The organism is Ochrobactrum sp. PL_is501, from assembly GCF_055816895.1.
Genome location: NZ_JBVPGR010000035.1, coordinates 296,419 through 318,682 on the forward strand (window position 1 = coordinate 296,419; position 22,264 = coordinate 318,682).

Annotated in this window: 21 protein-coding genes; 9 read left to right on the forward strand and 12 right to left on the reverse strand. The window is 53.7% G+C overall.

Annotated elements, in window-relative coordinates; genetic code table 11:
• Positions 1-132: 132 nt before the first annotated feature.
• The 4 genes from AC0TOF_RS12700 (at position 133) to AC0TOF_RS12715 (ending at position 3,551) form a co-directional block, all read left to right on the forward strand.
• Positions 133-270 (forward strand): DUF1127 domain-containing protein, encoded by a 138-nt coding sequence (locus AC0TOF_RS12700; RefSeq protein WP_006471330.1) that lies wholly within the window; start codon positions 133-135, stop codon positions 268-270.
• Positions 271-772: 502 nt separating this feature from the next.
• Positions 773-1,273 (forward strand): DUF2938 domain-containing protein, encoded by a 501-nt coding sequence (locus AC0TOF_RS12705; protein WP_473768508.1) that lies wholly within the window; start codon positions 773-775, stop codon positions 1,271-1,273.
• 322 nt (positions 1,274-1,595) lie between these two features.
• Positions 1,596-2,888, forward strand: coding sequence for an NCS2 family permease (locus AC0TOF_RS12710; RefSeq protein WP_473768509.1), 1,293 nt, complete (start codon positions 1,596-1,598; stop codon positions 2,886-2,888).
• A 63-nt stretch (positions 2,889-2,951) separates the two neighbouring features.
• The gene (locus AC0TOF_RS12715) at positions 2,952-3,551 is read left to right on the forward strand and encodes a nucleoside deaminase (protein ID WP_473768510.1); all 600 of its coding nucleotides are present in this window, start codon (positions 2,952-2,954) and stop codon (positions 3,549-3,551) included.
• Between the two features lie 155 nt (positions 3,552-3,706).
• Here AC0TOF_RS12715 and AC0TOF_RS12720 read toward each other — a convergent pair whose 3' ends face one another.
• The 7 genes from AC0TOF_RS12720 to denD all read right to left on the reverse strand — a co-directional run bounded on the left by AC0TOF_RS12720 (position 3,707) and on the right by denD (position 10,951).
• Positions 3,707-4,714, reverse strand: coding sequence for a TRAP transporter substrate-binding protein (locus AC0TOF_RS12720; RefSeq protein ID WP_122001853.1), 1,008 nt, complete (start codon positions 4,712-4,714; stop codon positions 3,707-3,709).
• Between the two features lie 30 nt (positions 4,715-4,744).
• Entirely contained in the window at positions 4,745-6,022 is a 1,278-nt protein-coding gene (locus tag AC0TOF_RS12725) for a TRAP transporter large permease (RefSeq protein ID WP_473768511.1), read from the reverse strand.
• Positions 6,023-6,027: 5 nt separating this feature from the next.
• A complete protein-coding gene (locus tag AC0TOF_RS12730; RefSeq protein ID WP_473768512.1) occupies positions 6,028-6,552 on the reverse strand; it encodes a TRAP transporter small permease in 525 nt (174 codons plus the stop codon).
• A 10-nt stretch (positions 6,553-6,562) separates the two neighbouring features.
• Entirely contained in the window at positions 6,563-7,732 is a 1,170-nt protein-coding gene (locus tag AC0TOF_RS12735) for a fumarylacetoacetate hydrolase family protein (protein WP_473768513.1), read from the reverse strand.
• Positions 7,733-7,850: 118 nt separating this feature from the next.
• Complete coding sequence (locus tag AC0TOF_RS12740; RefSeq protein ID WP_473768514.1) at positions 7,851-9,056, reverse strand: mandelate racemase/muconate lactonizing enzyme family protein; 1,206 nt, start codon at positions 9,054-9,056, stop codon at positions 7,851-7,853.
• A gap of 33 nt (positions 9,057-9,089) precedes the next feature.
• On the reverse strand, positions 9,090-9,971 hold the full coding sequence (locus AC0TOF_RS12745; RefSeq protein WP_473768515.1) for an NAD(P)-dependent oxidoreductase: 882 nt from the start codon (positions 9,969-9,971) through the stop codon (positions 9,090-9,092).
• Positions 9,968-10,951 (reverse strand): D-erythronate dehydrogenase, encoded by a 984-nt coding sequence (gene denD, locus AC0TOF_RS12750; RefSeq protein ID WP_473768516.1) that lies wholly within the window; start codon positions 10,949-10,951, stop codon positions 9,968-9,970. Before denD ends, AC0TOF_RS12745 begins: the two co-directional genes overlap by 4 nt.
• Before the next feature lie 243 nt (positions 10,952-11,194).
• Here denD and AC0TOF_RS12755 point away from each other — a divergent pair, with 243 nt between their 5' ends.
• The 4 genes from AC0TOF_RS12755 to AC0TOF_RS12770 are packed head-to-tail and all read left to right on the forward strand — an operon-like array spanning position 11,195 to position 14,668.
• A complete protein-coding gene (locus AC0TOF_RS12755) occupies positions 11,195-12,637 on the forward strand; it encodes an FAD-binding oxidoreductase (RefSeq protein WP_473768517.1) in 1,443 nt (480 codons plus the stop codon).
• A 42-nt stretch (positions 12,638-12,679) separates the two neighbouring features.
• Positions 12,680-13,387 carry a FadR/GntR family transcriptional regulator gene (locus AC0TOF_RS12760; protein ID WP_473768518.1) on the forward strand — a complete coding sequence of 236 codons (708 nt, stop codon included), beginning with the start codon at positions 12,680-12,682 and terminating at the stop codon, positions 13,385-13,387.
• Entirely contained in the window at positions 13,387-14,160 is a 774-nt protein-coding gene (locus AC0TOF_RS12765) for an SDR family oxidoreductase (protein WP_473768519.1), read from the forward strand. Before AC0TOF_RS12760 ends, AC0TOF_RS12765 begins: the two co-directional genes overlap by 1 nt.
• A 7-nt stretch (positions 14,161-14,167) precedes the next feature.
• Positions 14,168-14,668 (forward strand): gluconokinase, encoded by a 501-nt coding sequence (locus tag AC0TOF_RS12770; protein ID WP_473768520.1) that lies wholly within the window; start codon positions 14,168-14,170, stop codon positions 14,666-14,668.
• 4 nt (positions 14,669-14,672) lie between these two features.
• Here the strand turns inward: AC0TOF_RS12770 and AC0TOF_RS12775 are convergent, their stop codons facing one another.
• The 5 genes from AC0TOF_RS12775 to ugpB all read right to left on the reverse strand — a co-directional run bounded on the left by AC0TOF_RS12775 (position 14,673) and on the right by ugpB (position 20,733).
• Positions 14,673-16,445 carry an SLC13 family permease gene (locus tag AC0TOF_RS12775; protein ID WP_473768521.1) on the reverse strand — a complete coding sequence of 591 codons (1,773 nt, stop codon included), beginning with the start codon at positions 16,443-16,445 and terminating at the stop codon, positions 14,673-14,675.
• 120 nt (positions 16,446-16,565) lie between these two features.
• Entirely contained in the window at positions 16,566-17,621 is a 1,056-nt protein-coding gene (locus AC0TOF_RS12780) for a sn-glycerol-3-phosphate import ATP-binding protein UgpC (protein WP_473768522.1), read from the reverse strand.
• The gene (gene ugpE / locus AC0TOF_RS12785; RefSeq protein WP_122001840.1) at positions 17,621-18,469 is read right to left on the reverse strand and encodes a sn-glycerol-3-phosphate ABC transporter permease UgpE; all 849 of its coding nucleotides are present in this window, start codon (positions 18,467-18,469) and stop codon (positions 17,621-17,623) included. The genes AC0TOF_RS12780 and ugpE overlap by 1 nt, the downstream gene beginning before the upstream one ends.
• A gap of 11 nt (positions 18,470-18,480) precedes the next feature.
• On the reverse strand, positions 18,481-19,362 hold the full coding sequence (ugpA, locus tag AC0TOF_RS12790; protein ID WP_122001839.1) for a sn-glycerol-3-phosphate ABC transporter permease UgpA: 882 nt from the start codon (positions 19,360-19,362) through the stop codon (positions 18,481-18,483).
• A gap of 69 nt (positions 19,363-19,431) precedes the next feature.
• Positions 19,432-20,733 (reverse strand): sn-glycerol-3-phosphate ABC transporter substrate-binding protein UgpB, encoded by a 1,302-nt coding sequence (gene ugpB, locus AC0TOF_RS12795; protein ID WP_473768523.1) that lies wholly within the window; start codon positions 20,731-20,733, stop codon positions 19,432-19,434.
• A gap of 400 nt (positions 20,734-21,133) precedes the next feature.
• Here ugpB and AC0TOF_RS12800 point away from each other — a divergent pair, with 400 nt between their 5' ends.
• A complete protein-coding gene (locus AC0TOF_RS12800) occupies positions 21,134-22,168 on the forward strand; it encodes a LacI family DNA-binding transcriptional regulator (protein WP_473768524.1) in 1,035 nt (344 codons plus the stop codon).
• Positions 22,169-22,264 lie beyond the last annotated feature (96 nt).

Genomic DNA, 22,264 nt, shown 5'->3' on the forward strand with positions numbered 1-22,264 from the left:
GAAGAAGAAGTAAAGTTGTCCTTTTCAAGGTTGCGAGCTCAAGCAAAAACGCATGCCTCATTTGCAATCATATCCGTGGTGGAAATTTGGGCAAACGCCTATTTAACGATCATCCAAACGAGGAGAAAGCAAATGAACATTCGTCAGAAAGTACAGCAGTTCGTATCCCGCCGTCGCGCTATTCGTGAACTCGGCGCCATGGACGACCATCTTCTTGCCGATATCGGTGTTTCGCGTTCGCAGATCCAGAGCGCTGTTTTCGGTAAGTAAAAACTTATGGCGTGTCTCCCGAAAGATCGCCCTGTAAGTGAAAATCAAATAAAATGACAAAGCGTCGGTCTCCAGTCCCGGCGCTTTTGTTTTATGTATTACTCAATTAAATCTGTGGTCCGAAGCTTGCGTTTCGTTTCGTGTAACGCGGCTTGGCAGCTGGGCATGGGCTTGAACAGGTTCACCCGTTTTCCCGTCAATAACGGCAAATGAGACATAATCCGCACCATTTTGGGACAGATTGCAATTGCGACCCTCCCAATTTTCAGCCAACTTGTGTTTGCGGGGGCAGGCGATGAAGGTGCGGTCTTTCCGTGGTAGCCGCGGATGATTTGCCGATCTTCATCGCTTTTATTTCATAGCAACGTTTATTGCCGATGCATGTTGTAAATCAAGTTATTGCAAGCAAGCATTTGGAATGCAGGAGTGCACGGGAATATCCTCTTGCGTCATCGGGCGGTCTCGGGCTTATCTGGCCGCCCGGTGATGCAAAGGAAGACTTGTGATGGACATTATCTTGCGCGGAGTCCTGATAGGAGTCGGCGCGACGGTTGCGATGGACTTATGGGCGCTTGTGCTGGCGGCGATACCGGGGCAAAGGCGTCCAGACTGGGGATTGGTGGGGCGTTGGTTTTGGCACCTGCACCGCGGACGCATCTTCCACAATGATATTTCCGATGCTGAACCTTACAGGTATGAAGTTGCACTTGGCTGGATTGGACATTACGCCGTCGGTGTTCTTTACGGCGTTATCTTCGCCATGTATGCCGGCGCGGAATGGTTTTCTGATCCGGCATTTCTGCCGGTGTGGATTTTCGGAATGCTGACCGTTGCGGCGGGGTGGTTCTTGTTGCAGCCAGGCTTGGGAATCGGTTGGGCTGCATCAAAACTGCCGAATGCACGCAATATCCGTTTACTGAATCTTGTTGCGCATACGTTTTTTGCTTTGGGCATGTATGGTACGGCGCTTCTTTTGGAAACCCCATTTCAATCAGCCGGTTAGAAAAAGTCGGCTCACGTACTCGAAGCTATCTTTTTTGAATCTGTTTCAAATATTTCCAGGCAAATGAGTGACTGGCGTCCGGTGAAAAGTCAGTCCACACTAAATCATGTCAATAAACTGGCATTCAAGCGGCGGAACTGTGCTTTTGTCCGCGATGGGTGTATGGGGAACATGTCCGTATGCAAATCTGCAGCGGCAACTAACATTATGGCAATCGCATAGATTGCTTCAATTCGAAATTTCACGAAGCGCAATAGGTTGCGCGTCGGGATTTGGCGTGAATTGAGGCACAAATTGACGGGCGCTTTGCCTTGGAGGGACGATGCTCGAAAAGCTGTTCAAATTGCAGGAACACGGCACTACGGCGAGAACGGAAATCATTGCCGGCGTGACGACCTTCCTGACCATGTCTTACATCATCTTTGTAAATCCGGATATTCTGTCCACTACGGGTATGGATCGAAACGCCGTTTTCGTCGCCACTTGCCTTGCGGCAGCTCTCGGCTCGATCATTATGGGGCTCGTCGCAAACTGGCCTATCGGCATGGCGCCGGGCATGGGCCTTAATGCCTTCTTCGCCTTCACCGTTGTTGGGGCGATGGGTTTTTCGTGGCAGCAGGCACTTGGTGCCGTCTTCATTTCGGGTATCATCTTCCTGATCTTGACCGTGACCGGGGTACGCCGCTGGTTGGTTGAGGGCATCCCACATTCGCTGCGAAGCGCGATTGCAGCCGGTATTGGCATGTTCTTGGCCCTGATCGGTCTGAAGAGCGCCGGCGTCGTCGTTGGCAACGAAGCAACGCTGGTTGGCCTCGGCGATTTGACGAAGGCAGGACCGCTTCTGGCGATTGCGGGCTTCTTCATCATCGCTGTGTTGGACGCTCTTAAGGTGCGCGGTGCGATCCTCATTGGCATTCTCATTGTCACCGTGGCGTCTATCGCTCTTGGTATCAGCCAGTTCGGCGGCGTTTTCTCCGCACCGCCAAGCCTTGCTCCGACCTTCCTTCAACTCGACGTGATGGGTGCTCTGCATACGGGTATTCTGCATGTCATTCTGGTTTTCGTTCTGGTTGAGGTTTTCGATGCTACCGGCACGTTGATCGGCGTGGCAAAGCGCGGCGGTCTGATTGAACCGGGAAAACCAAACCGTCTCGGACGCGCCCTGTTTGCCGACAGTACCGCAATTCTCGGCGGCTCGCTCCTTGGCACCTCGTCCACGACGGCTTATGTCGAAAGCGCATCAGGCGTTCAGGCTGGCGGTCGTACGGGCCTGACGGCGCTGGTTGTGGCGCTGCTGTTCCTTGCAGCCTTGTTTATTTCGCCGCTCGCAGGTTCGGTTCCGGCTTATGCTACTGCGCCGGCTCTGATCTACGTTGCCTGCTTGATGATGCGCGAACTGACCGAGATCGAATGGCACGATGTGACGGAAGCGGCACCTGCTGCACTAACGGCCTTGGCTATCCCGTTTACCTACTCGATTGCCAATGGTCTGGCCTTCGGCTTCATTAGCTATGTCATTCTCAAAGCCTTCACCGGAAAGGCCCGTGACGTGCATCTGGCTACCTGGCTCGTTGCCGCACTCTTCGTCATCCGCTTCGCATTCTTTGCGGAGTAGCAATAGCGCGCGCCGGGCCGAAACGGTCCGGCGCTGCTGCACCAAATCGGGAGGAGTGAACCCGTGCAGACAGATGAACTGAAGCTGCTTGAGAAGCTGATAGATGTTATTGGGCAGGATATTATTCCACTGACTGAGCGAGGCGTCGCGGAAGGAAACAAGGTTTTCGGTGCGGCCTTGTTACGCAAATCGGATTTGTCCCTTGTTCTGGCTGAAACCAATAACGAGACCGAAAATCCGCTCTGGCACGGTGAAGTTCACACGTTGAAGCGCTTCTACGAGATGCCTGAGAACGAGCGCCCCAATACAAGGGATATGGTCTTTCTTTCCACCCACGAGCCTTGCTCCATGTGCCTTTCGGCCATTACCTGGAGTGGTTTTGACAATTTTTACTACTTGTTCAGCCACGAGGATTCACGAGATGCTTTCTCGATTCCGCACGATTTGAAAATTCTGAAGGAAGTCTTCACGCTGGAGCCGGGTGGATATAATCGCGACAATGCGTTCTGGCACAGCCATTCAATTCCGAAGATGGTTGCATCCCTGCCCGAAACGGATCGCTTGCGTCTTGGCAAAAAGCTCGACGCCATTTTCGCCAAATATGACGAATTGTCTGGTACGTATCAGGCGAGCAAGGATGGAAACGCTATCCCGCTCAACTGAGAATTACTTAAATCCGTGAAGAGCGCTCCAGCGCGGGTCAGGCCGACAGTCCTGCGCACGTTTCCAATCTGCTGAACGGGTCGATATTCCTCAGGAGGCTACCTGAATTGGCAGCACAGGCCGCGCATTTAGCGCGGCCTGTGTTTTTTGAGGATCTATTGCTTGCGGATTTCGCCAAGCTGTTTCTGTACGGCGTCGACGACGTCCGCACCGATCTGTGACTTATATTTGTCATAGATAGGCTGGGACTTCTCAAGCATACGTGCATGCTCTTCAGGGGAAAGCGTATTGACTTCCAGACCTGCCTCCTTGATTTTTTCAAGTGACTTCTGGTTCAGTTCGCGAATGACCTTTCGTTCTACGTCGCGCCCAATGACGGCACATTCACGCAAAGCGGCCTGTTCTTCGGGTGAGTATGTGTCAAAGATCGGCTTGGAATACAGGAATAGAAACGGCGTATAAGCATGTTTCGTTTCGGTGACGTATTTCTGCACTTCATAGAACTTTGACGTATCGATTGTGACGTAGGGGTTTTCTTGGGCATCGATAGCTTTGGTTTCCAGCGCCGAGAATATTTCACCGAAAGCCATCGGCGTGGCGTTGGCGCCGAAATTCTGGAATGTGTCGAGGAAGATGTTGTTCTGCATCACGCGGACTTTCATGCCGCTGAAATCTTCCCATTTGTTGACCGGATGTTTGGAATTCGAGAGATTCCGAAAGCCATTTTCCCAATAGGCCAGATTGACGAGGCCGACGGCGGCAAGTTTTTCGTCCATCATCTTGCCGAAGGGGCCGTCGACGACAGCATCTGCCTCTTCATCGTTTGCGAAGAGAAATGGCAGGTCGAAAACGCCAAGCGCGGGAACAATCCCGACGAGTGGTGATGACGATGTGACAACGCCTTCCTGCACACCGGAACGGAGTGCCTGCGTCGCCTGCAAATCGCCTCCCAGAGCTCCACCCCAGAACGCGGTTATCTTCATCTTGCCGCCGGACTTCTCAGCCAGACATTCATTCATGGCCTTCATGCCATTGCCGACTGGATGATCCTCGTTAATGCCGTTGGAAACGCGGATGTTGCGCTCCTGAAATTCGGCGAAGGCAGGTGCAGTTAGCGCTCCCGCCATGAGGGCGGTCGTTGCCAGCATAATCAGTTTCTTCATTGAACTCTCCTCCCAGAGTTGGTGTTAAACCTAATGAAGCCAGTTCATGGGTACCAGTACGAGACTTGGAAACAGAACCAGCAGAAGCAATACGATCACCTGCGAAATCAGGAACGGATTGACGCCAGCGACCACTTTTCCGAGCGGCACCTTAGAAACGCCGCTCACAACATTCAGCACGACTCCGACCGGCGGGGTGATAAGCCCGATGCTGTTATTCATGATGAAGAGAACGCCGAAATAGGCCGGGTCTATACCCGCCTGTTTGACAATCGGCATCAGGACCGGCGTCAGGATCAGGATCGTCGGCGTAAGGTCCAGTGCGGTCCCAACGACGAGCACAAGAATCATGATCGCAAACATCAGTAGCTTCGGACTATCGATCAGGGGCGCGATATAACTGCTGATCTCGGCCGGAATATTCGCTGCCGTTATCAACCACGACGACACCAGAGCCGATGCAACGAGAAACATGATGACGGACGTTGTTTTTGCAGCCCGCAAGAAGACGCCGTAGAGATCGAAAAATCTCAGTTCGCGATAGATGAACATGCCAACAAAAAGCGCATAGGCTGCGGCCACCACGGCTGCTTCTGTCGGTGTCATGACGCCCATTCGGATGCCGCCAAGAATGATCACCGGCATGCCGAGTGCCCAGAGTGCACGCCCGGTGGCCTGCAGCCGATCTTTGCGCGACTGCTTGGGAAGCACTTTGAGATTGTCTTTTCTGACGACAATCTGCCAGGTCACGAGCAGGGCAATACCCATTAACAAGCCCGGTACAATGCCGGCCATGAAAAGCTGTGTTATGGATACATTAGCCGCAACACCGAACACGATCATGGCCATGGATGGCGGGATAACCGGTGCAATGATGCCGCCGGCTGCCATCAATCCGGCAGAGCGCGGGATGTTGTAGCCAGCTTTGGCCATCATGGGTACGAGGATTGTTGCGAGCGCCGCCGTGTCGGCAGCAGCCGACCCTGATACGCTGGCCATGATGATGGCCGCGAGAATGGCCACGACACCGAGGCCGCCGCGAATATGGCCAACGCAGGCGATGGCGAAATCAATGATACGGCGGGACAGTCCCCCGGAATTCATTAATTCACCAGCCAGAATGAAGAAAGGGATCGCCAGAAGTGTGAACGAGTCGACACCCGCGATCATGTTCTGCGCGATGATCTGCGTATTGAACATCCCCATGTACCACATGAGAACGACACCACAGAACATAAGGGAGAACGCGATCGGAACACCGATAGCCATAGCACTGAGGAGCGATCCGACAAATACTACAAGCGTCATGTCGTCTACTCCATCAGATGGTCGAGCGAGTGTTCGCCCGCAAAGGTGGCTATTTCCTCATCGGTCAGACGACCTGTAACAGCCCGCAGGAAGCGCTCGGCAGCAATGATGAACATTGCACCACCGGTAAATAGTCCGACTCCATAAACCCAGATCATGGAGAGGCCGGTGACAGGTGCGACCATGCTGGCATTGATGTCGAATTGCTTCCATGTGCCCCAGAAGAAAATTCCCGAGCATAAAAGGACGACCAGATAACTGATCGCCATGCAGGCAATGCGGCCCCGTCGCCCGAAGCGCGCAACCAGCGTTTCGATACCCAAATGGCTGTTCTCGCGAAAAGTGAGGACTGCCCCGAGAAACGCTACCCACACAAAAAAGTAACGCGCAAGTTCCTCCGACACGGTCAGCCCGGAATTTGCCGCATAGCGCAAAACCACGTTGACGAAGACCATGATAGCCATGCCTGCGAGGAGGAAGACGAGAATTGCGCCAAGTAGCTTGTAGAAGAAGTCTATGGCTTTCGTCATATGCTCGCCCTCAGACTTTATGGAGCAGATCGCGGGCTTGCAGGTTCTGGATCAGCGCCCTGATACCGAATGTCCATTCAGGACATTTGTCAGTCCTGTCGACCCAGTTGACAAGACGTCCCAGCTTCGGTGTGGATATTTCCACGCGGTCGCCGACTTCGTGGGTGAAACCCTGTCCCGCGCCACGACGGTCCTTCACGGGCGCGAACATCGTGCCGAGAAACAATACCGCTCCATCCGGATACTGATGATTGCGGTTCATCATTTGCGAGGCGAGATTTTCAGGGTCGCGGCTGATTGCTTCCATTGGGCTTTCGCCGGTCATCTCGAAGCCGTCTGCTCCGTGAACAGTCAGCGCAAGCTTGAGTTTGCGCAACACGTCCATAGTGAAATCGCCATCAAACAAGCGAATGAAAGGGCCGATAGCACAGGATGCGTTATTATCCTTCGCCTTGCCGAGCAAGAGCGCTGAACGCCCTTCGACGTCCCTGAGATTGACGTCATTGCCGAGTGTCGCCCCAACAATGCGTCCGTCAGATGCGACAACCAGTACGACTTCCGGTTCGGGATTGTTCCATTGCGAAATGGGTAGAATGCCGACTGTTGCGCCGCATCCAACGGCAGACATCGGCTGGGATTTGGTGAAGATTTCTGCGTCTGGCCCGATGCCCACTTCCAAATACTGGGACCAGAGCCCCATTTCCTGAAGGAGCGCCTTGACCTCTGCGGCTTTCTCGGAGCCAGCAACAACACCGCGCAAATTATCGCCGATGACGGGAGCAAGGCGCTCACGAATTTCACGGGCGCGGGAAGGATCGCCTTTTGCCTGCTCTTCGATCACGCGCTCGAGCATGCTGTCAGCAAAGGTAACACCTGCTGCCTTGATGGATTGCAAATCGATAGGAGCGAGCAGCTCTCCGCAATCATCGGACAGAAAATCGTCCAGAGACCCGAGGACCGGGAAGCTCTCTGCAGCCTGCAACTCGCTTAGTAGCGAATTGCGTTCCAGAAGTCCTGAAACGGTAGCAGATAAGCTGGATATGTCGTGCAGATAACCGTTTTTTACCAATACTGGACAGGGGCCATTTTCTGCCTTCGACCAAACTCGGCCTATCAAAATCGCAGAATGGCTATCTTCAGGCAGAATCGCCGATGCTGTCAGTTCACGCTTGTCTTGCACGGATATCCTCCCAATATATGGCCGTTTCCCGTTGGCCATGCGTTGTCAGGATGTCTGACAACAATAGTACTATTATTAGCAGTCTGATATTTAGTCCAGCCGTCAGGCGGCATTAACCTCAAAAATTAGATCGATCTGTTTTTCTTCGGCTGACGGTGTAGGCCTTGCTCATTTCGGGATTGAGTTCCATGCCGAGACCTGCGCCGGGGGGAACGGTAATCATGCCATTCGCCACTTCGGGCAGGGCCGTGACAAGGTCGCGATACCAGGTTTTGTAAAATGCGCGCACGCTTTCCTGAATGAGAGCATTCGGTGCGTTAAGCGACAAGTGCGTTGAAGCGCACAGAACGACAGGGCCAGTACAGTCATGCGGTGCTACCGGAAGATGCCACGCTTCTGCCATGGCTGCGATCTTGCGAGCTTCTGACAGGCCACCGCACCAACTTAAATCGAGCATCACCACACCAGCAGCGCCAGTTTCGAGAAGATCGCGAAACGCCCAACGGCTTCCCAAGGTCTCGGAGGCGCAGATCGGTGCAATACTTGCTTCCGCATAACGTTTCAGGCTACCGAGACTGTCCATCTTGATTGGGTCTTCGTGCCAGAAAGTCTTGAATGGCGCTAGTTCACGGGCGATTTGCATGGCGGGCAAGAGTTGCCACATGGAATGGAACTCAACCATGATATCCATGCGATCACCGACGGCCGCGCGAATTTTCTCGAAAGGCTGCAATGCCGCTTTGAGATCGGGTTGAGAAATATACTGTCCGCGCGTCTTCTCTGCCGCCATGTCAAACGGCCAGATTTTCATCGCCGTGATGCCCTCGTCCAGCAACGAAAGTGCAAGTTCGTCTGCCCGGTGCAGGAAGCCGTTCAGATCGTCATAACTTGCATCGGCATTCGCAAGGCCATAATTGGCAGACTGCTGGCCGGTAGCCTTCTTTATGTATTCGGTTCCGGCGCAGGTATTGTAGGTGCGGATGGATTGGCGGCTGAAACCGCCAAGAAGCTGAGCGATAGGGAGATTGGCGGCTTTGCCGTAGAGATCCCACAGGGCGATGTCGAAAGCGGAGTTACCACGCACTTCGGCGCCGGTTGAACGGAATCCGAGATAGCCCACAAGGTCGGAGGCCAGCAGATCAATCTGTAGCGGGTCGCGACCTACGACGCGTGGTGCCACATATTCGTGCAGATAGGCCTCGACCGTCTCGGCCATGAAAAAAGTTTCACCGAGCCCGGTAATCCCTTCGTCTGTATGAACTTCAACCCATAACAGATTTGGCCGTTCGGCTATGCGGATCGTTTCGACGGCTGTGATCTTCATTGCACCTCCCAATGCAATCGGAACCGGTGCGAGCTAGCTCGTCCCGCCTTGATTGAGCTTTTCGAGATGAAGGAGCAGGGCGCTATGATCTTGCTCGCCGCCACCTTCTTCTACGAAAGCGGCAAAGGCTTCGCGCACAGTCTCGGTAAGCGGCAGGCTTAAGGACAAATTGCCCGCCGTATCAAGGATCGAATTGAGATCCTTCAGCTGAATGCGCGATGTGCCGCCTGGCGCAAAATTGCGATCAATCATCCGTTTGCCGTGCAGTTCGAGAATACGGCTTTCGCAGAAACCGCCTCGAATGGCATCGCGGAATGCTGCACGTGATCCACCGCCTTTTTCGATTAGAACCATTGCCTCTGCAATGGCTCCAATGGTTACGGCTACAATCTGCTGATTGGCGAGTTTTGCAAGTTGGCCAGCACCGGATGGACCGACGCGGGTGAGGCGTCCCATTGGTTTGAATACATCGGCGAGACTAGCGATGTTTGTTTCATCACCTCCTGCCATGATGGCAAGTGTGCCTTCCTGTGCACCGATTACGCCCCCTGAAACCGGCGCGTCGATATGATTGACGCCTATCGCTTGCAAGCGCTGGGTATGCAGGCGGGCGAAATCCGGTGAATTGGAGCTCATGTCGATGACGGTGCTGCCATTTTTCAAGACGGCAGCGACGCCTTGCTCAAAGAGGACCTCCCGTACCGCCGGCCCATCGGTCAGCATGGTGATGACTATATCGGCCTGCTCCCCCGCCTTGGCAGCGGTTTGAGCGACTTTGGCACCTTTTTCAACAAGGGGGGCAGACTTGGTGCTGTTTCGGTTCCAGACAGTCACGTCGAAGCCCGCATCCAGAAGGCGTCCGGCCATGGGTGCGCCCATCAGCCCGGTTCCCAGAAAAGCGATCCTGCGTGTCAAAGTTTGCCTCCCATTTCATCCTCGATGTGAACGCGAATAATCTCATCAAAGGATGTTTCGGCGGTGAAGCCAAGAGCCTGCGCGCGTTTTGCTTCAAAACCAGGAGCCCAGCCAGCGACCATGCGCATAATCATTTCGTCCGGTTCGCGTCGGATGAGGCCGACGGCTTTTTCCCCCGCTACGCGGCGCAAGGCTTCGATCTGTTCGCCCACGGTGGCACTGAGACCCGGCATGGAAAGATTGCGACGCGCTCCCACAGCTTCCGTATCGATGGTTGCGCCATGGATCAGAAAACCGACGGCTGAGCGCGGCGAAGCATGCCAATGCCGAACATCCTCGGGAACGGGCAAAACGGCTTCCTGCCCGGATAGCGGTTCGCGAAGGATGTTGGAGAAAAAGCCGGAAGCTGCTTTGTTCGGTTTGCCGGGGCGTATGCAGATCGTCGGCAAGCGAATGCCGATACCTTCGAAGAAGCCGCGCCGGGTGTAATCCGATAACAAAAGCTCGCTTATGGCCTTTTGCGTACCGTAACTGGTCAACGGGGTCGTGTGAAATTCATCGGGGATCGGGTGGGGGAGTGGGGCGCCAAAAACGGCAATGGAAGACGTGAAAACCACGCGCGGCTTATAGCCATCAGCAATGTGCGCAAGCCTGATTGCGTCAAACAGATGCCGGGTGCCATCCAGATTGATTCGATATCCTTTATCAAAATCTATCTCCGCTTCACCGGACACGATGGCCGCAAGGTGGAAGATGACATCAGGTCGTCCTGACACGATCTTCTGAGCTGTTTCCATAGTGGATATATCTGCTGCCAGAGTATCGACTGGTCCCGCAAAACTGGTCGGAGGTTCTGCCGCCACGATATCGATAAGTGTAAGCTTTTCGACGGATTTTCCGCCAAGATGCCCGTCTTTCGAGAGGCGCTGCGTTAGTTTGCGCCCGACCATGCCGGCAGCGCCGATGATTGCGATATGCATCCAGAATCTCCTCCCTGCCTTGCAGCCAACATCGCTCAAAAGTGCAGGTGTGGCTATCGTAACAACACTTATCCAGTCTCCCACAGATTCATGTTGTAGGGTTGTCTGATAACCTTATATGTAAGCCTTGGAAACAGTTTTCTCTGTTCTGCCACAGGAGCAAATGGAAAAGCCCGCTGCATCTTAAAAACTGTCGTACTCCTGCGGCAGCGCATTGCACATCGATATAGCCAAGAGGGTATCATGCACAGTTCGGGGGACAAGACCGGAAACAAGCAGACAGATCTCGTCGCTCTTTTGGGCGATGATCTGGTTATGACCGGGCAAAACGACATGCTTGGTTATTGCCGTGACTGGCCCGGAGATGTGGAGAAAGCGGCGGTGGCGGTGATCCGTCCGCGTTCGACAGCTGATGTCTCCGCCGCGGTTAAAGCCTGCGCTTTGCTAGGATTGTCTGTCATTCCCCAAGGCGGAAATACCGGTCTCGTGCAAGGCGGTGTACCTGATGGCCAGGACAACCTCGTCATTTTGAGTCTCGAGCGGATGAACTGCATTCGGAAAATTGATCCGGACGATTTTTCAGCGGTTGTCGACGCCGGTTGCATTCTGTCCGAACTGAAAGACAAACTGGCTGCAGAAGGAATGTTTTTCCCGCTGGCGCTTGGTGCACAGGGAAGCTGCCGTATTGGTGGAAATGTCAGCACCAATGCTGGCGGTGTCAACGTGTTGCGCTATGGCATGACTCGCGAGTTGATCCTTGGGCTGGAGGTGGTTCTGCCTGACGGTACAGTCTTCAACGGTCTTTCGACGCTGAGAAAAGACAATCGCGGCATTGATCTGAAGCAGCTTTTTATCGGCGCGGAAGGCATCCTTGGAATAGTAACTGGTGTGGCGATCAAATTGATGCCTTTGCCGGACAAGATCGAAACTGCGCTGCTCGGGCTTAACTCCCTTGAGGATGCGATCGCGCTTTATCGACGGGCACGGGTGCAGTGCTGTGATCTGATGTCCGCATTCGAGTTCATGCCGCCGGTGGCCTTTACACTCGCGCAAGAGGCTATGCCGGAACTCACCGTGCCGCTTGGGCAATATCCGGCCTATGTATTGATGGAGATTTCAGGCTCGGGTCTAGTCGATATAGCATCCTTGATGGAACGGTTTCTTACACAGGCACTGGAAGATGGCCTCGTTCTTGACGGGGCCATCGCGTCATCGCGGGCACAGGGTCAAAATCTCTGGATGTTTCGGGAGGCGATGAACGAGGGGCAGGCCCTGCGCGGCAAGCACCTGCGCACAGACATATCGGTTCCCCTTTCAAAACTGGCATCATTCGTCGATGAAGCTGAAAGGGAACTGGCGAAGGTTCTTCCCGATTGTCTCGCGGTTTCCTATGGGCATGTCGGCGATGGCAATGTGCACCTCAATGTCATTCCCGAAAGTAATCTCGGTGTCGCAGCGAAAGACGTGAAGATCAAGCTTGCGAAGGAAACGATCAATGCTGTTCTGGATCGTTATGCGGGCAGCATTAGCGCCGAGCACGGCATCGGTCGTTTAAAAAGGGACGATTTCGAGAAGCGGATTGACCCTGCGCGGCGAAAGTTGCTTGAAGCTCTCAAGCAGGTCATTGATCCGGGCAACATCATGAATCCGGGCTGCCAGCTTTCGCTTGACTCTTCAAGAGGCTGACGACACATCAGTTGCACGGGCAATCAGGGAGACTTTATCATTTTGTTTGGTGAAATCAGGCGCAATGAGCAGCTCCCCGGACGCATCGCTTCCGAAATTACGCGGCAGATTGGTGAAGGTACTCTGCTGCCGGGGCAAAAGCTGCCGACAGAACATAATCTTGCTCAAAGCTTCGGCGTTAGCCGTTCGGTTGTACGCGAAGCGATTGCCCAGCTTCGCAACGAGGGCTTGATTGAAACACGTCAGGGTGTCGGTGCTTTCGTAACGGAACCCGACAGGCGGCATGCCCTCCGCATCGAACCCGAAACACTTGCCAATCGTGAAAATTTCCGCAGCCTGTTCCAGTTGCGAATGGCGCTCGAGATTGAAGCGGCAGGATTAGCGGCGGTGCATCGCAATGAACATGACATGATGCAACTGAACGAAGCGCTCGCAGAAATGAGCGGCTCAAAAAAATGGACAAATACGGGCATAGCTGCCGATCTGGCTTTTCATCGTGCACTCGCTTCTGCAACCCACAACGAGTATTTTCCGCTGGTCCTCGGTTTCATTGCCGAGCGCATCAATCAGGCAATCAACGCAGCGCGTGCAAGGGCCGTGCTTGAGCAGATCGTCGAGATCACCATTAATGAGCACACCGCGATCAGGGATGCCATTCACTCACGTGATCCATTGCGTGCGCGCGAAGTGATGCGAAATCATATCGTGCAGGCAGCAAGCCGCGTCGGTCTCAAATTGGAAACTTTCTAATGGCTTCTTCTTTCGAACTTTTCAGTCTGGAAGGGCGCATTGCCTTGGTCACCGGATCCAGTCAAGGCATTGGTTTTGCTTTGGCTCGAGGGCTTGCGGAACATGGGGCAACGGTGATCATCAATGGTCGTGACCGAAACAAAGTTGATGCTGCCGTTATCTCATTGGAAGAAGAGGGCCATACGGTCTTTGCATCTGGATTCGATGTGACGGATGCTGAAGAAGTTCGCGCAGCTATTGATGCGATAGAGGATGAAATCGGCGCGCTCGATATTCTGGTCAATAATGCGGGAATGCAGTATCGAGCGCCGCTCGAAGATTTCCCGGTCGAGAAATGGCACCAGCTCCTTGAAACCAATATTTCCAGCGCTTTTTATGCCGGACAGGCGGCTGCGCGCCATATGATTGCACGAGGACGTGGCAAGATCATAAATATTGCCTCGGTTCAAAGCGAATTGGCTCGACCTTCCATCGCGCCTTATACAGCAACGAAGGGAGCTATTCGCAACTTGACGCGTGGTATGGCCACCGATTGGGCCAGACACGGCTTGCAGATCAATGCGATTGCGCCCGGCTATTTCAAGACGCCACTGAATCAGGCATTGGTTGATGACCCTGAATTTACGGCTTGGCTGGAAAAAAGAACACCGGCGGGCCGTTGGGGAGATGTGGAGGAACTGGTTGGGGCCGCAGTGTTCCTGAGCAGCGACGCTTCCACTTTTGTAAACGGACAGGTTTTGCATGTCGATGGCGGCATGACCGCGAGCGTATGAGGAATTGATGTTGCGTATTATCGTTATGGGTGTATCGGGTTCCGGAAAATCGACGATCGGTGAGAAGATTGCCGATGCATTGGCTCTCCCGTTTCTGGAAGGCGACTCCCTTCATCCGAAGTCCAACGTCGATAAAATGTCAGCAGGCATACCTTTGCAGGATGAGGATCGCTGGCCATGGCTTGATAAAATCGGAGAACGTCTTGCTGCCTCGACTGACGGGATTGTCGTTTCCTGTTCTGCGCTGAAAAAGATATACCGTGATCGCCTCCGCTCTGCTGCGGGTGCGCCTGTCCTTTTTGTTTTTCTGGATGGCAGTTTTGAAGTCTTGCATGAGCACATGGGGCATCGCACTGGCCATTTCATGCCGGTAACGATGCTGAAAAGCCAGATTGCGACACTCGAAAGTCCGGTTGGAGAACCATTGGTCTTCCGCGCTGATATCGCCGAGAGCGTGGAAAAGATCGTATCTGATAGCCTCGAATGGATACGTTCAGTCGAGCTTTAGCACGCTATTGCAGCGGCCAGAAAAACATCAGGGTGGGAACCGTTACAATCGCGATGATGATGGATAACGGCAATCCAAGACGCGGATAATCGCTGAATTTATAGCCGCCAGGCCCCATCACCAGCGTATTGCATTGATGGCCGATCGGGGTGAGGAAATCACACCCCGCGCCGATCGCTACCGCCATCAGAAAGGCTTCTGGCTTGAAACCAAGTCCGGAAGCAAAACTTGTCGCGATGGGAGCCATCACAAGCACTGTTGCGGCATTGTTGAGAAACGGCGTAACCATCATCGCGGCCACAAGAATGAGTGCCAAGGCCCCAGCTGGTGGCAATTGATGGCCAATGGTGGCAAGTCCTTCTGCTATGAGATCCGTGCCGCCGGTTGTTCTCAACGCATCCGAAACCGGAATAAGCGCAGCTAACATGACCAGAATCGGGCCATCGATTTCATCATAAACCTCGTTGAGAGGGATCACTTTGCACAACAGCATAGCGACGGCAGCGGCAAAGAAAGCGACCGCCACCGGCACTAGGCTCAAAGCGGTTGCCCCGATGGCGGCAATCAGAATGGCGAGCGGGATCAATCCACGCCTGACGCTGCCAAGCATCAGCTTGCGGCGAGCAAGCGGCAGCAATTCGAATTCCGGCAGGAAGTTGGAAAGATTGGCCTGTCTGCCTTGCAGCACGATCACGTCCCCGAAGCGTAGAATGACCTCACTGAGACGTTCGGTGATACGCTCGCCCGGTCGGCTGACTGCCAGCAGGTTCAGGTCATAGCGTGCGAAAAGAGCAAGCCTCTGGGCGGTCAGTCCGATGAGGCGCGAATTCTTTCCGATAACGGCTTCAACGGCTTCAATGTCGGTCGAGCCGCTGGTCTCGGAGGGCTTGCGATTCTCGGACAGGGTGAGTTTTGCTGCACTTATGACAGTATCAAGCGCTTTGGGATCGCCCTCCAGAAGAACAACGTCACCTTCATTCAGAATCGTGTCGGGAAGCGGCGTCAACCGCTGATCGTTGCGTATGATGGACGTCACCATCGCTTCGCCTTCGGCCACCCTGATGAGATCAGTCACGCGCTTGCCGATCATTGTCGAGGTTTTGCTGAGGCGGGCTTCAGAAGCATAATTCTTGATCTTGATCGCTTCATTGAGCGAAACATTTTCGCGAGTGCGCTGGGGAACAAGCCAGTAAAAAAACACCAGATAGATGAGACCTACGGCTGAGAGCACAGCGCCCACTGGCGTAAAGTCGAACATGGTGAAAGGCTCTCCGACCATTTCGCCACGGATGCGGGAAACGACGATATTGGGCGAAGTGCCGACCTGGGTCATCAAGCCGCCGAGCAGCGCGCCGAATGCCATGGGCATGAGGAAAGTTGAGGGAGAAACATTGGAACGGCGCGCAAACTGAAACGCAACAGGAATCATGATTGCCAGTGCGCCGACATTTTTAACGAAGGCAGAAAGCACGGTGACGACCGCCACCAGAACGGCGAGCTGTAGCCGCACGCTGTTCATTTCCGGCAGAAAGCGCTGCACTGCCGCCTGCATAAGGCCGGAGCGCGCGACGCCCGCGCTAACCACCAGTGCACTGCCAACAATGATAACAATGTCGTCGCTGAAGCCGGAAAAAGCTTGATCGAAGGGTACAACCCCGACCGCTATGCCCAAGAGAAGCGCACAAAGCGCAACTACGTCATAACGGAATTTGCCCCAGATAAACGCCCCCATCATGAGTATGATTACCGCGAAGGAGAGTATCTGCTGATGCGTCATCTATCGGAGTTTCCTCACAGGCGGAAAAATATTCCATCTCTGTGTAGCCGATAAATTCTAAAACAGAAATCGATTATTATAGCGGGTTGCGACCGTCCGAGGACGCAACCCGCTATAATGTCAATCATTTATGCGCTGGCCATCACTGCCAAAAATATGGACATTTTTTGCGGATGCGCCAACCTTGACGGTCTGATCGATATTATGTGCCGAGCGCCCGGCGACGCGGAAGATAAGCGGCTTGCCGTCTGGCAAAGCAGCATGGATATAACTTTCTGCCCCGACGAGTTCGACGGCTTCAATGCGGACGGTCGTATTGAAGCCATCAGCATCCGGCGCGCTATCGTCGAGAATGTGGATATCTTCCGGGCGAACACCGATGGTGAAATTTCCTGCCGGTGTTTTCACCGCGCGACCGGTTGTCCAAGCTGTGCTTTCCGCGCTCTCCAGCAAGTTCATTGACGGGGAGCCGATAAACGTTGCGACGAATGTGGAGGCTGGCTGTTCATAAAGCTCGATCGGCGTGCCGACCTGCTCGATATGGCCGGCATTGAGTACCACAAGACGATCGGCCATGGTCATGGCCTCCATCTGGTCATGGGTGACATAAACACTGGTCGTGCCAAGCGAACGTTGCAGCCGCTTGATCTCGACACGCATCTGCACACGCAGTTTCGCATCGAGATTGGAAAGCGGTTCATCGAAGAGGAAGGCGGCTGGTTCGCGCACAATGGCGCGGCCCATCGCTACACGTTGGCGCTGACCGCCGGAAAGCTGACGCGGCTTGCGCTCCAGAAACTGCTCAATCTCAAGCGCCTTTGCAGCTTTCGCTATACGCCGTTCGATTTCTTCTTTCGGCGTTTTACGATTCTTCAGTCCGTAAGCAAGATTGTCGCGAACAGTCATGTGCGGATAGAGAGCATAATTCTGGAACACCATGGCGATGTCGCGCTCGGCAGGTTCCACATCGTTGACCACGCGGTCACCGATGGAAATGGTGCCGGACGTGATGCTTTCCAGACCCGCAATCATGCGAAGCAGCGTAGACTTGCCGCAACCGGACGGGCCAACAAGCACTACGAACTCGCCATCCTCAATCTCCAGCGAAACGCCTTTGATGACTTCAACATTGCCGCCATAGCTCTTGCGGACGTTATCAAGAACGATTTTGCTCATTACTTTTCCGTTTCAACGAGACCTTTGACGAACCAGCGTTGCATCAGCACCACAACGAGGATCGGCGGGATGATGGCCAGAATGGCTGTTACCATGACGTAGTTCCAGGGAGTGGAAGCGTCTGCCCAGTCGACCATGCGGCGCAGGCCGATGATGATGGTGTTCATTTTTGCATCATTGGTAACGAGCAGCGGCCAGAGATACTGGGTCCATCCGTAAATGAAGAGAATGACGAAAAGCGCTGCGATATTCGTCTTTGAAAGGGGAAGCAGGATGTCCCGCATGAAACGGAACGGCCCTGCATTATCGATACGCGCCGCCTCCACCAGTTCACCCGGAATTGTGAGGAAGAACTGACGGAACAGGAATGTTGCTGTCGCAGATGCCATCAGGGGTAGGGTCAAGCCTGCATAGGTGTCGATCATGCCAAGATCGACGATTACCTTGTATGTCGGCAGGATACGCACTTCCACGGGCAGCATCAGCGTGACGAAGATCATCCAGAAGAAGAACATGCGCAACGGAAAGCGGAAAAATACAATCGCGAACGCTGACATGAACGAGATGATGATCTTGCCGACAGCAATTGCCATGGCGACCACGAACGAGTTCCAGAGTAGTCGCTCGAGACTGACGCCAACAACGCGTTCAACGCCACCGAAGATGGCCTCCCCGTAATTTTCGACAAAATGGTCGCCGGGCAGCAGCGAGATAGGCGGACGAATAATCTGCGTCGATGTCATCGTTGAAGCGACGAACGTATAATAGATCGGAAACGCGACAATAATGATGCCCAAGATCAGGATCAGATGGCCGATAAGGTTTGAGACAGGGCGTTTTTCTATCATTATCGCCTCACTCACGAATAATGCACGCGCTTCTCAACGAAGCGGAACTGGAAAGCGGTCAAGGCAATCACGATCGCCATCAGAATAACTGACTGCGCAGAAGACGAGCCCAGGTTGAGATTGACGAAGCCGTCATTATAAACTTTGTAGACCAATGTTTCGGTGGCTTTGGCAGGTCCACCGCCAGTAACAGCGTGGATGATGCCGAACGTATCGAAAAATGCATAAACCGTGTTCACGACCAGCAGAAAGAACGACGTCGGTGCAAGCAGGGGAAATACGATAGACCAGAATCTCCGCGATCCGCGAGCGCCGTCGATAGCAGCTGCTTCGATCAACGATTTAGGAATTGCCTGTAACCCTGCAACAAAGAACAGGAAATTATAGGAAATCTGTTTCCACGCAGCCGCAACGACGACCAGACCCATGGCCTGATTGCCATCCAGCAACGGGTCCCATGCGATGCCATTGCGGCGCAATATATAAGCAAAAGTGCCCATCGCAGGGTTGAACATGAAGAGCCACAACATGCCGGCGACCGCCGGGGCCACGGCATAAGGCCAGATCAGAAGCGTACGATAAAATGTTTTTCCGCGGATAACGCGATCCGCTGCCGTTGCGAGCAGCAATGCTACGCCCATGGCAAGCAACGCGGTCAGAATGTTGAAGACGATCGTTACTTTGAATGAATGTAGATAATTGGGGTCAGCCAGAACGGTTGTAAAGTTCGCCAGTCCCACAAAGGTGGATTTTAGCCCGAATGCATCTTCTCGCATGAAGGACTGATAAATTGCCTGACTGGCTGGCCAGAAGAAAAAGACCACAGTCAAAACGATCTGTGGAGCCAGCAAAAAATAAGGCAGGATCTTATTCGGAAAGGTAACTTTCTGCACGGGGAGCTTCCTCGTGGGTTACAAGGCCGCCCACCATGAAGGCAGGCGGCTTTGTGTCAATGTGAACGATTATTGGGCCGCGGCAATCGCGTCATTGGCGCGCTTGACGCCGTTCTCAAGTGCTGTTTTCGCATCCTGCTTACCACCGAGCATGGCTTCGAACTCTTCGTTCAGAATATCGCGGACCTGCGGCAGGTTGACGAGGCGCACACCCTTTGAGTTTTCAGTGGGAGCCTTGCCCATCATTTGGAGGATAGGCGTTTCACGGCCCGGATTCTTTTCATAGAAATCCGATTTCTTGGTTTCCTCATAGGCAGCCAGTGTCACAGGCAGATAGCCGGATTTTTCATGCAGCTTGACCTGAATTTTGGTCTGCGAGAGGAAGTTGAAGAATTGTGCAACGCCCTTGTACTGCTCGTCGCTAAGACCCGCGAAAACCCACAAGGCTGCGCCGCCAGGAATCGTATTCTGCGGGCCGTGACCTTCATAATAAGGCAGCTGGCCGATGCCGTAGTTGAGGCCGGACTTCACGACGTCTCCAAGGCCGCCCGAGGATTCAGTCAGCATCGCACATTCACCTGAAGTGAAAAGCTGCTTGGCTTCCGATGTGCGACCGCCATAGCGGAACGTGCCGTCTTTCGCGAGGTCGGCAATCGACTGGAAGTGCTGAATGTAAAGCGGCGAATTGATTTCGAGCTTTACGTCGGTGCCGCCAAGGCCGTTTTCATTGGTGCCGTAAGGAACGTTGTTCCAGGCCGCGAAGTTTTCCGTCTGAATCCAGGTTAGCCATGTCGAAGTGAAGCCGCACGCTGCTGCGCCGCTGGATTTGATCTTCTTGGCCGCTTCAAAAACTTCCGGCCAGGTCTTTGGCGGATTGTTTTCATCAAGGCCGGCCTTCTTGAAGGCGTCCTTGTTGTAATAGAGGATCGGCGAGGATGAATTGTATGGGAAGGACAGCATGGTGCCGTCCGGCTTTGAATAATAAGCGACGATGCCGGGCAGATACTGCGACTTGTCGAACTTGAATCCACCCTTTTCCAGTACTTCGGCGGCTGGCACCACGGCGCCTTCAGCGGCCATCATGACGCCGCTGCCGGCGTCGAACACCTGGAGAATTGCAGGGGGCTGCTTGGAACGGAACGCGGCAATGCCAGCATTCAGCGTTTCAGGATAGGTTCCCTTATAGACGGGAACGATCTTGTATTCGCTCTGGCTTTCGTTGAATTCTTTCGAAAGCTCATTGACCATTTCGTTGTTGGCACCGGTCATGCCGTGCCACCATGCCAGTTCCGTCTGGGCATATGCCTGCGAACCGATGGTGAGGGCGAGGGCGCTTGTGAGCGCCGAGGTCGTGATCAGACGGATAAGCATGTTTCCTCCTCTAGCGTGAGATTGCGTGAACATTCGAGTCCCTCCATGAAGTCTCAAAGTCCCGACATCTGCGGTATATTCATTGCACTTATATGAATGCAATTTTTTGCAAAGGATCAACCTTCGATTCTTCCAATGGCAGAATAAATTCGAAAACGATAGCATTCAAAATGAAAAAAAACGAAAGGGAAGCGATTATCGTGGGGAGAACATGTGAATAATCAAGGGTTCGAAAATGCCTTGCAATGGCATTTTCTGCGTCGGCCGATGGCTCTGTATCCAGCGGATTGACCAATGCACAGGTCTGAACAGATTATAAGCTCTTCGAATCCGATCGGTGGTTGACTGATTTTCCACCGCAGCCCCACTGCACATTGCCCGCTTGCTGACAGGTGAATTTATGCCCAGTGACGATCGCCGGAAAAGTCGCGTTACGCTTTTGGATGTGGCCCGGCACGCAAATGTATCGCGCGCGACAGCCTCCCTGGTCATTCGCAAAAGTCCATTGGTTGGGGCGGCAACGCGCGAGAAGGTCGAAAAAGCCCTCCAGGAGCTGGGGTATGTCTACAATATGGGTGCCGCCAGTCTTCGCGCGGAAAGGTCGAATACTGTTGGCGTTATCGTACCCACCCTCGCCAATCCGTTTTACGGCGAATTGCTTTCAGGAATAGACAGTGTCGTGGGGGAAGCGGGGCTGGTTGTTCTTCTTGCAAACAGTCATGAGAGTTTTGCTAATCAGACCATTCTCATGCAGCGTATGCGCGAGCATGGCGTCGATGGCGTAATTGTGTCGCTGACGGCAGAAACAGCACCGGAATTTATTGAGCAGATCGCTGAATGGGGCTTGCCGGTGGTCCAGGTGTTGCGTCATGTGACAGAAAGAATTGACTATGCCGGCGTGGACTATGCGGGCGGCATGCGGCAGGCGGTCAATCATCTTGCCGAGTTGGGACACAGGACAATCGCCTTTGCTGTGCATGGTCCGGTCCATTCGGCATATCGTGAACGTGTCGAAGGTTTCCGCGATGCGATGCAACAACAAGGCCTCGATCCCGAGATGATTGTCCGGTTGCCCTATACCATGCCCGAAATTGCCAAAGCGGCCCCGCTACTTTTTCAGGAAGGTCGAATGCCAACAGCAGCAATCTGCTTCAATGATGTGGTAGCGCTCGGTCTTTCGGCGGGTCTTTATGATTGCGGAAGAAAAGTGGGGGAGGATTTTTCGCTGATCGGTTTCGACGATGTGAGCGATGCCGAAGCAACACGTCCGCGCCTTAGCTCAGTCTCGACTCGTCCTGTCACTGTGGGTCAAAATGCCGCCAACTTGCTTTTGTCCCGTTTGGAAAGCCCCAAAAAAGAAGCCCAGCGTATCATTAGCGAAACATATTTGCAGGTGAGGCAATCCTGCGCCCCGGCAAAAGCTTCTGCCGTCTAATCCTAATTAATGATTGACGAGTGCTACTAAACACATTTAGATCGATCTAAATTATTGCTGACGGGACGAAAAGTCGGCATAATCGGTGTACCGGGA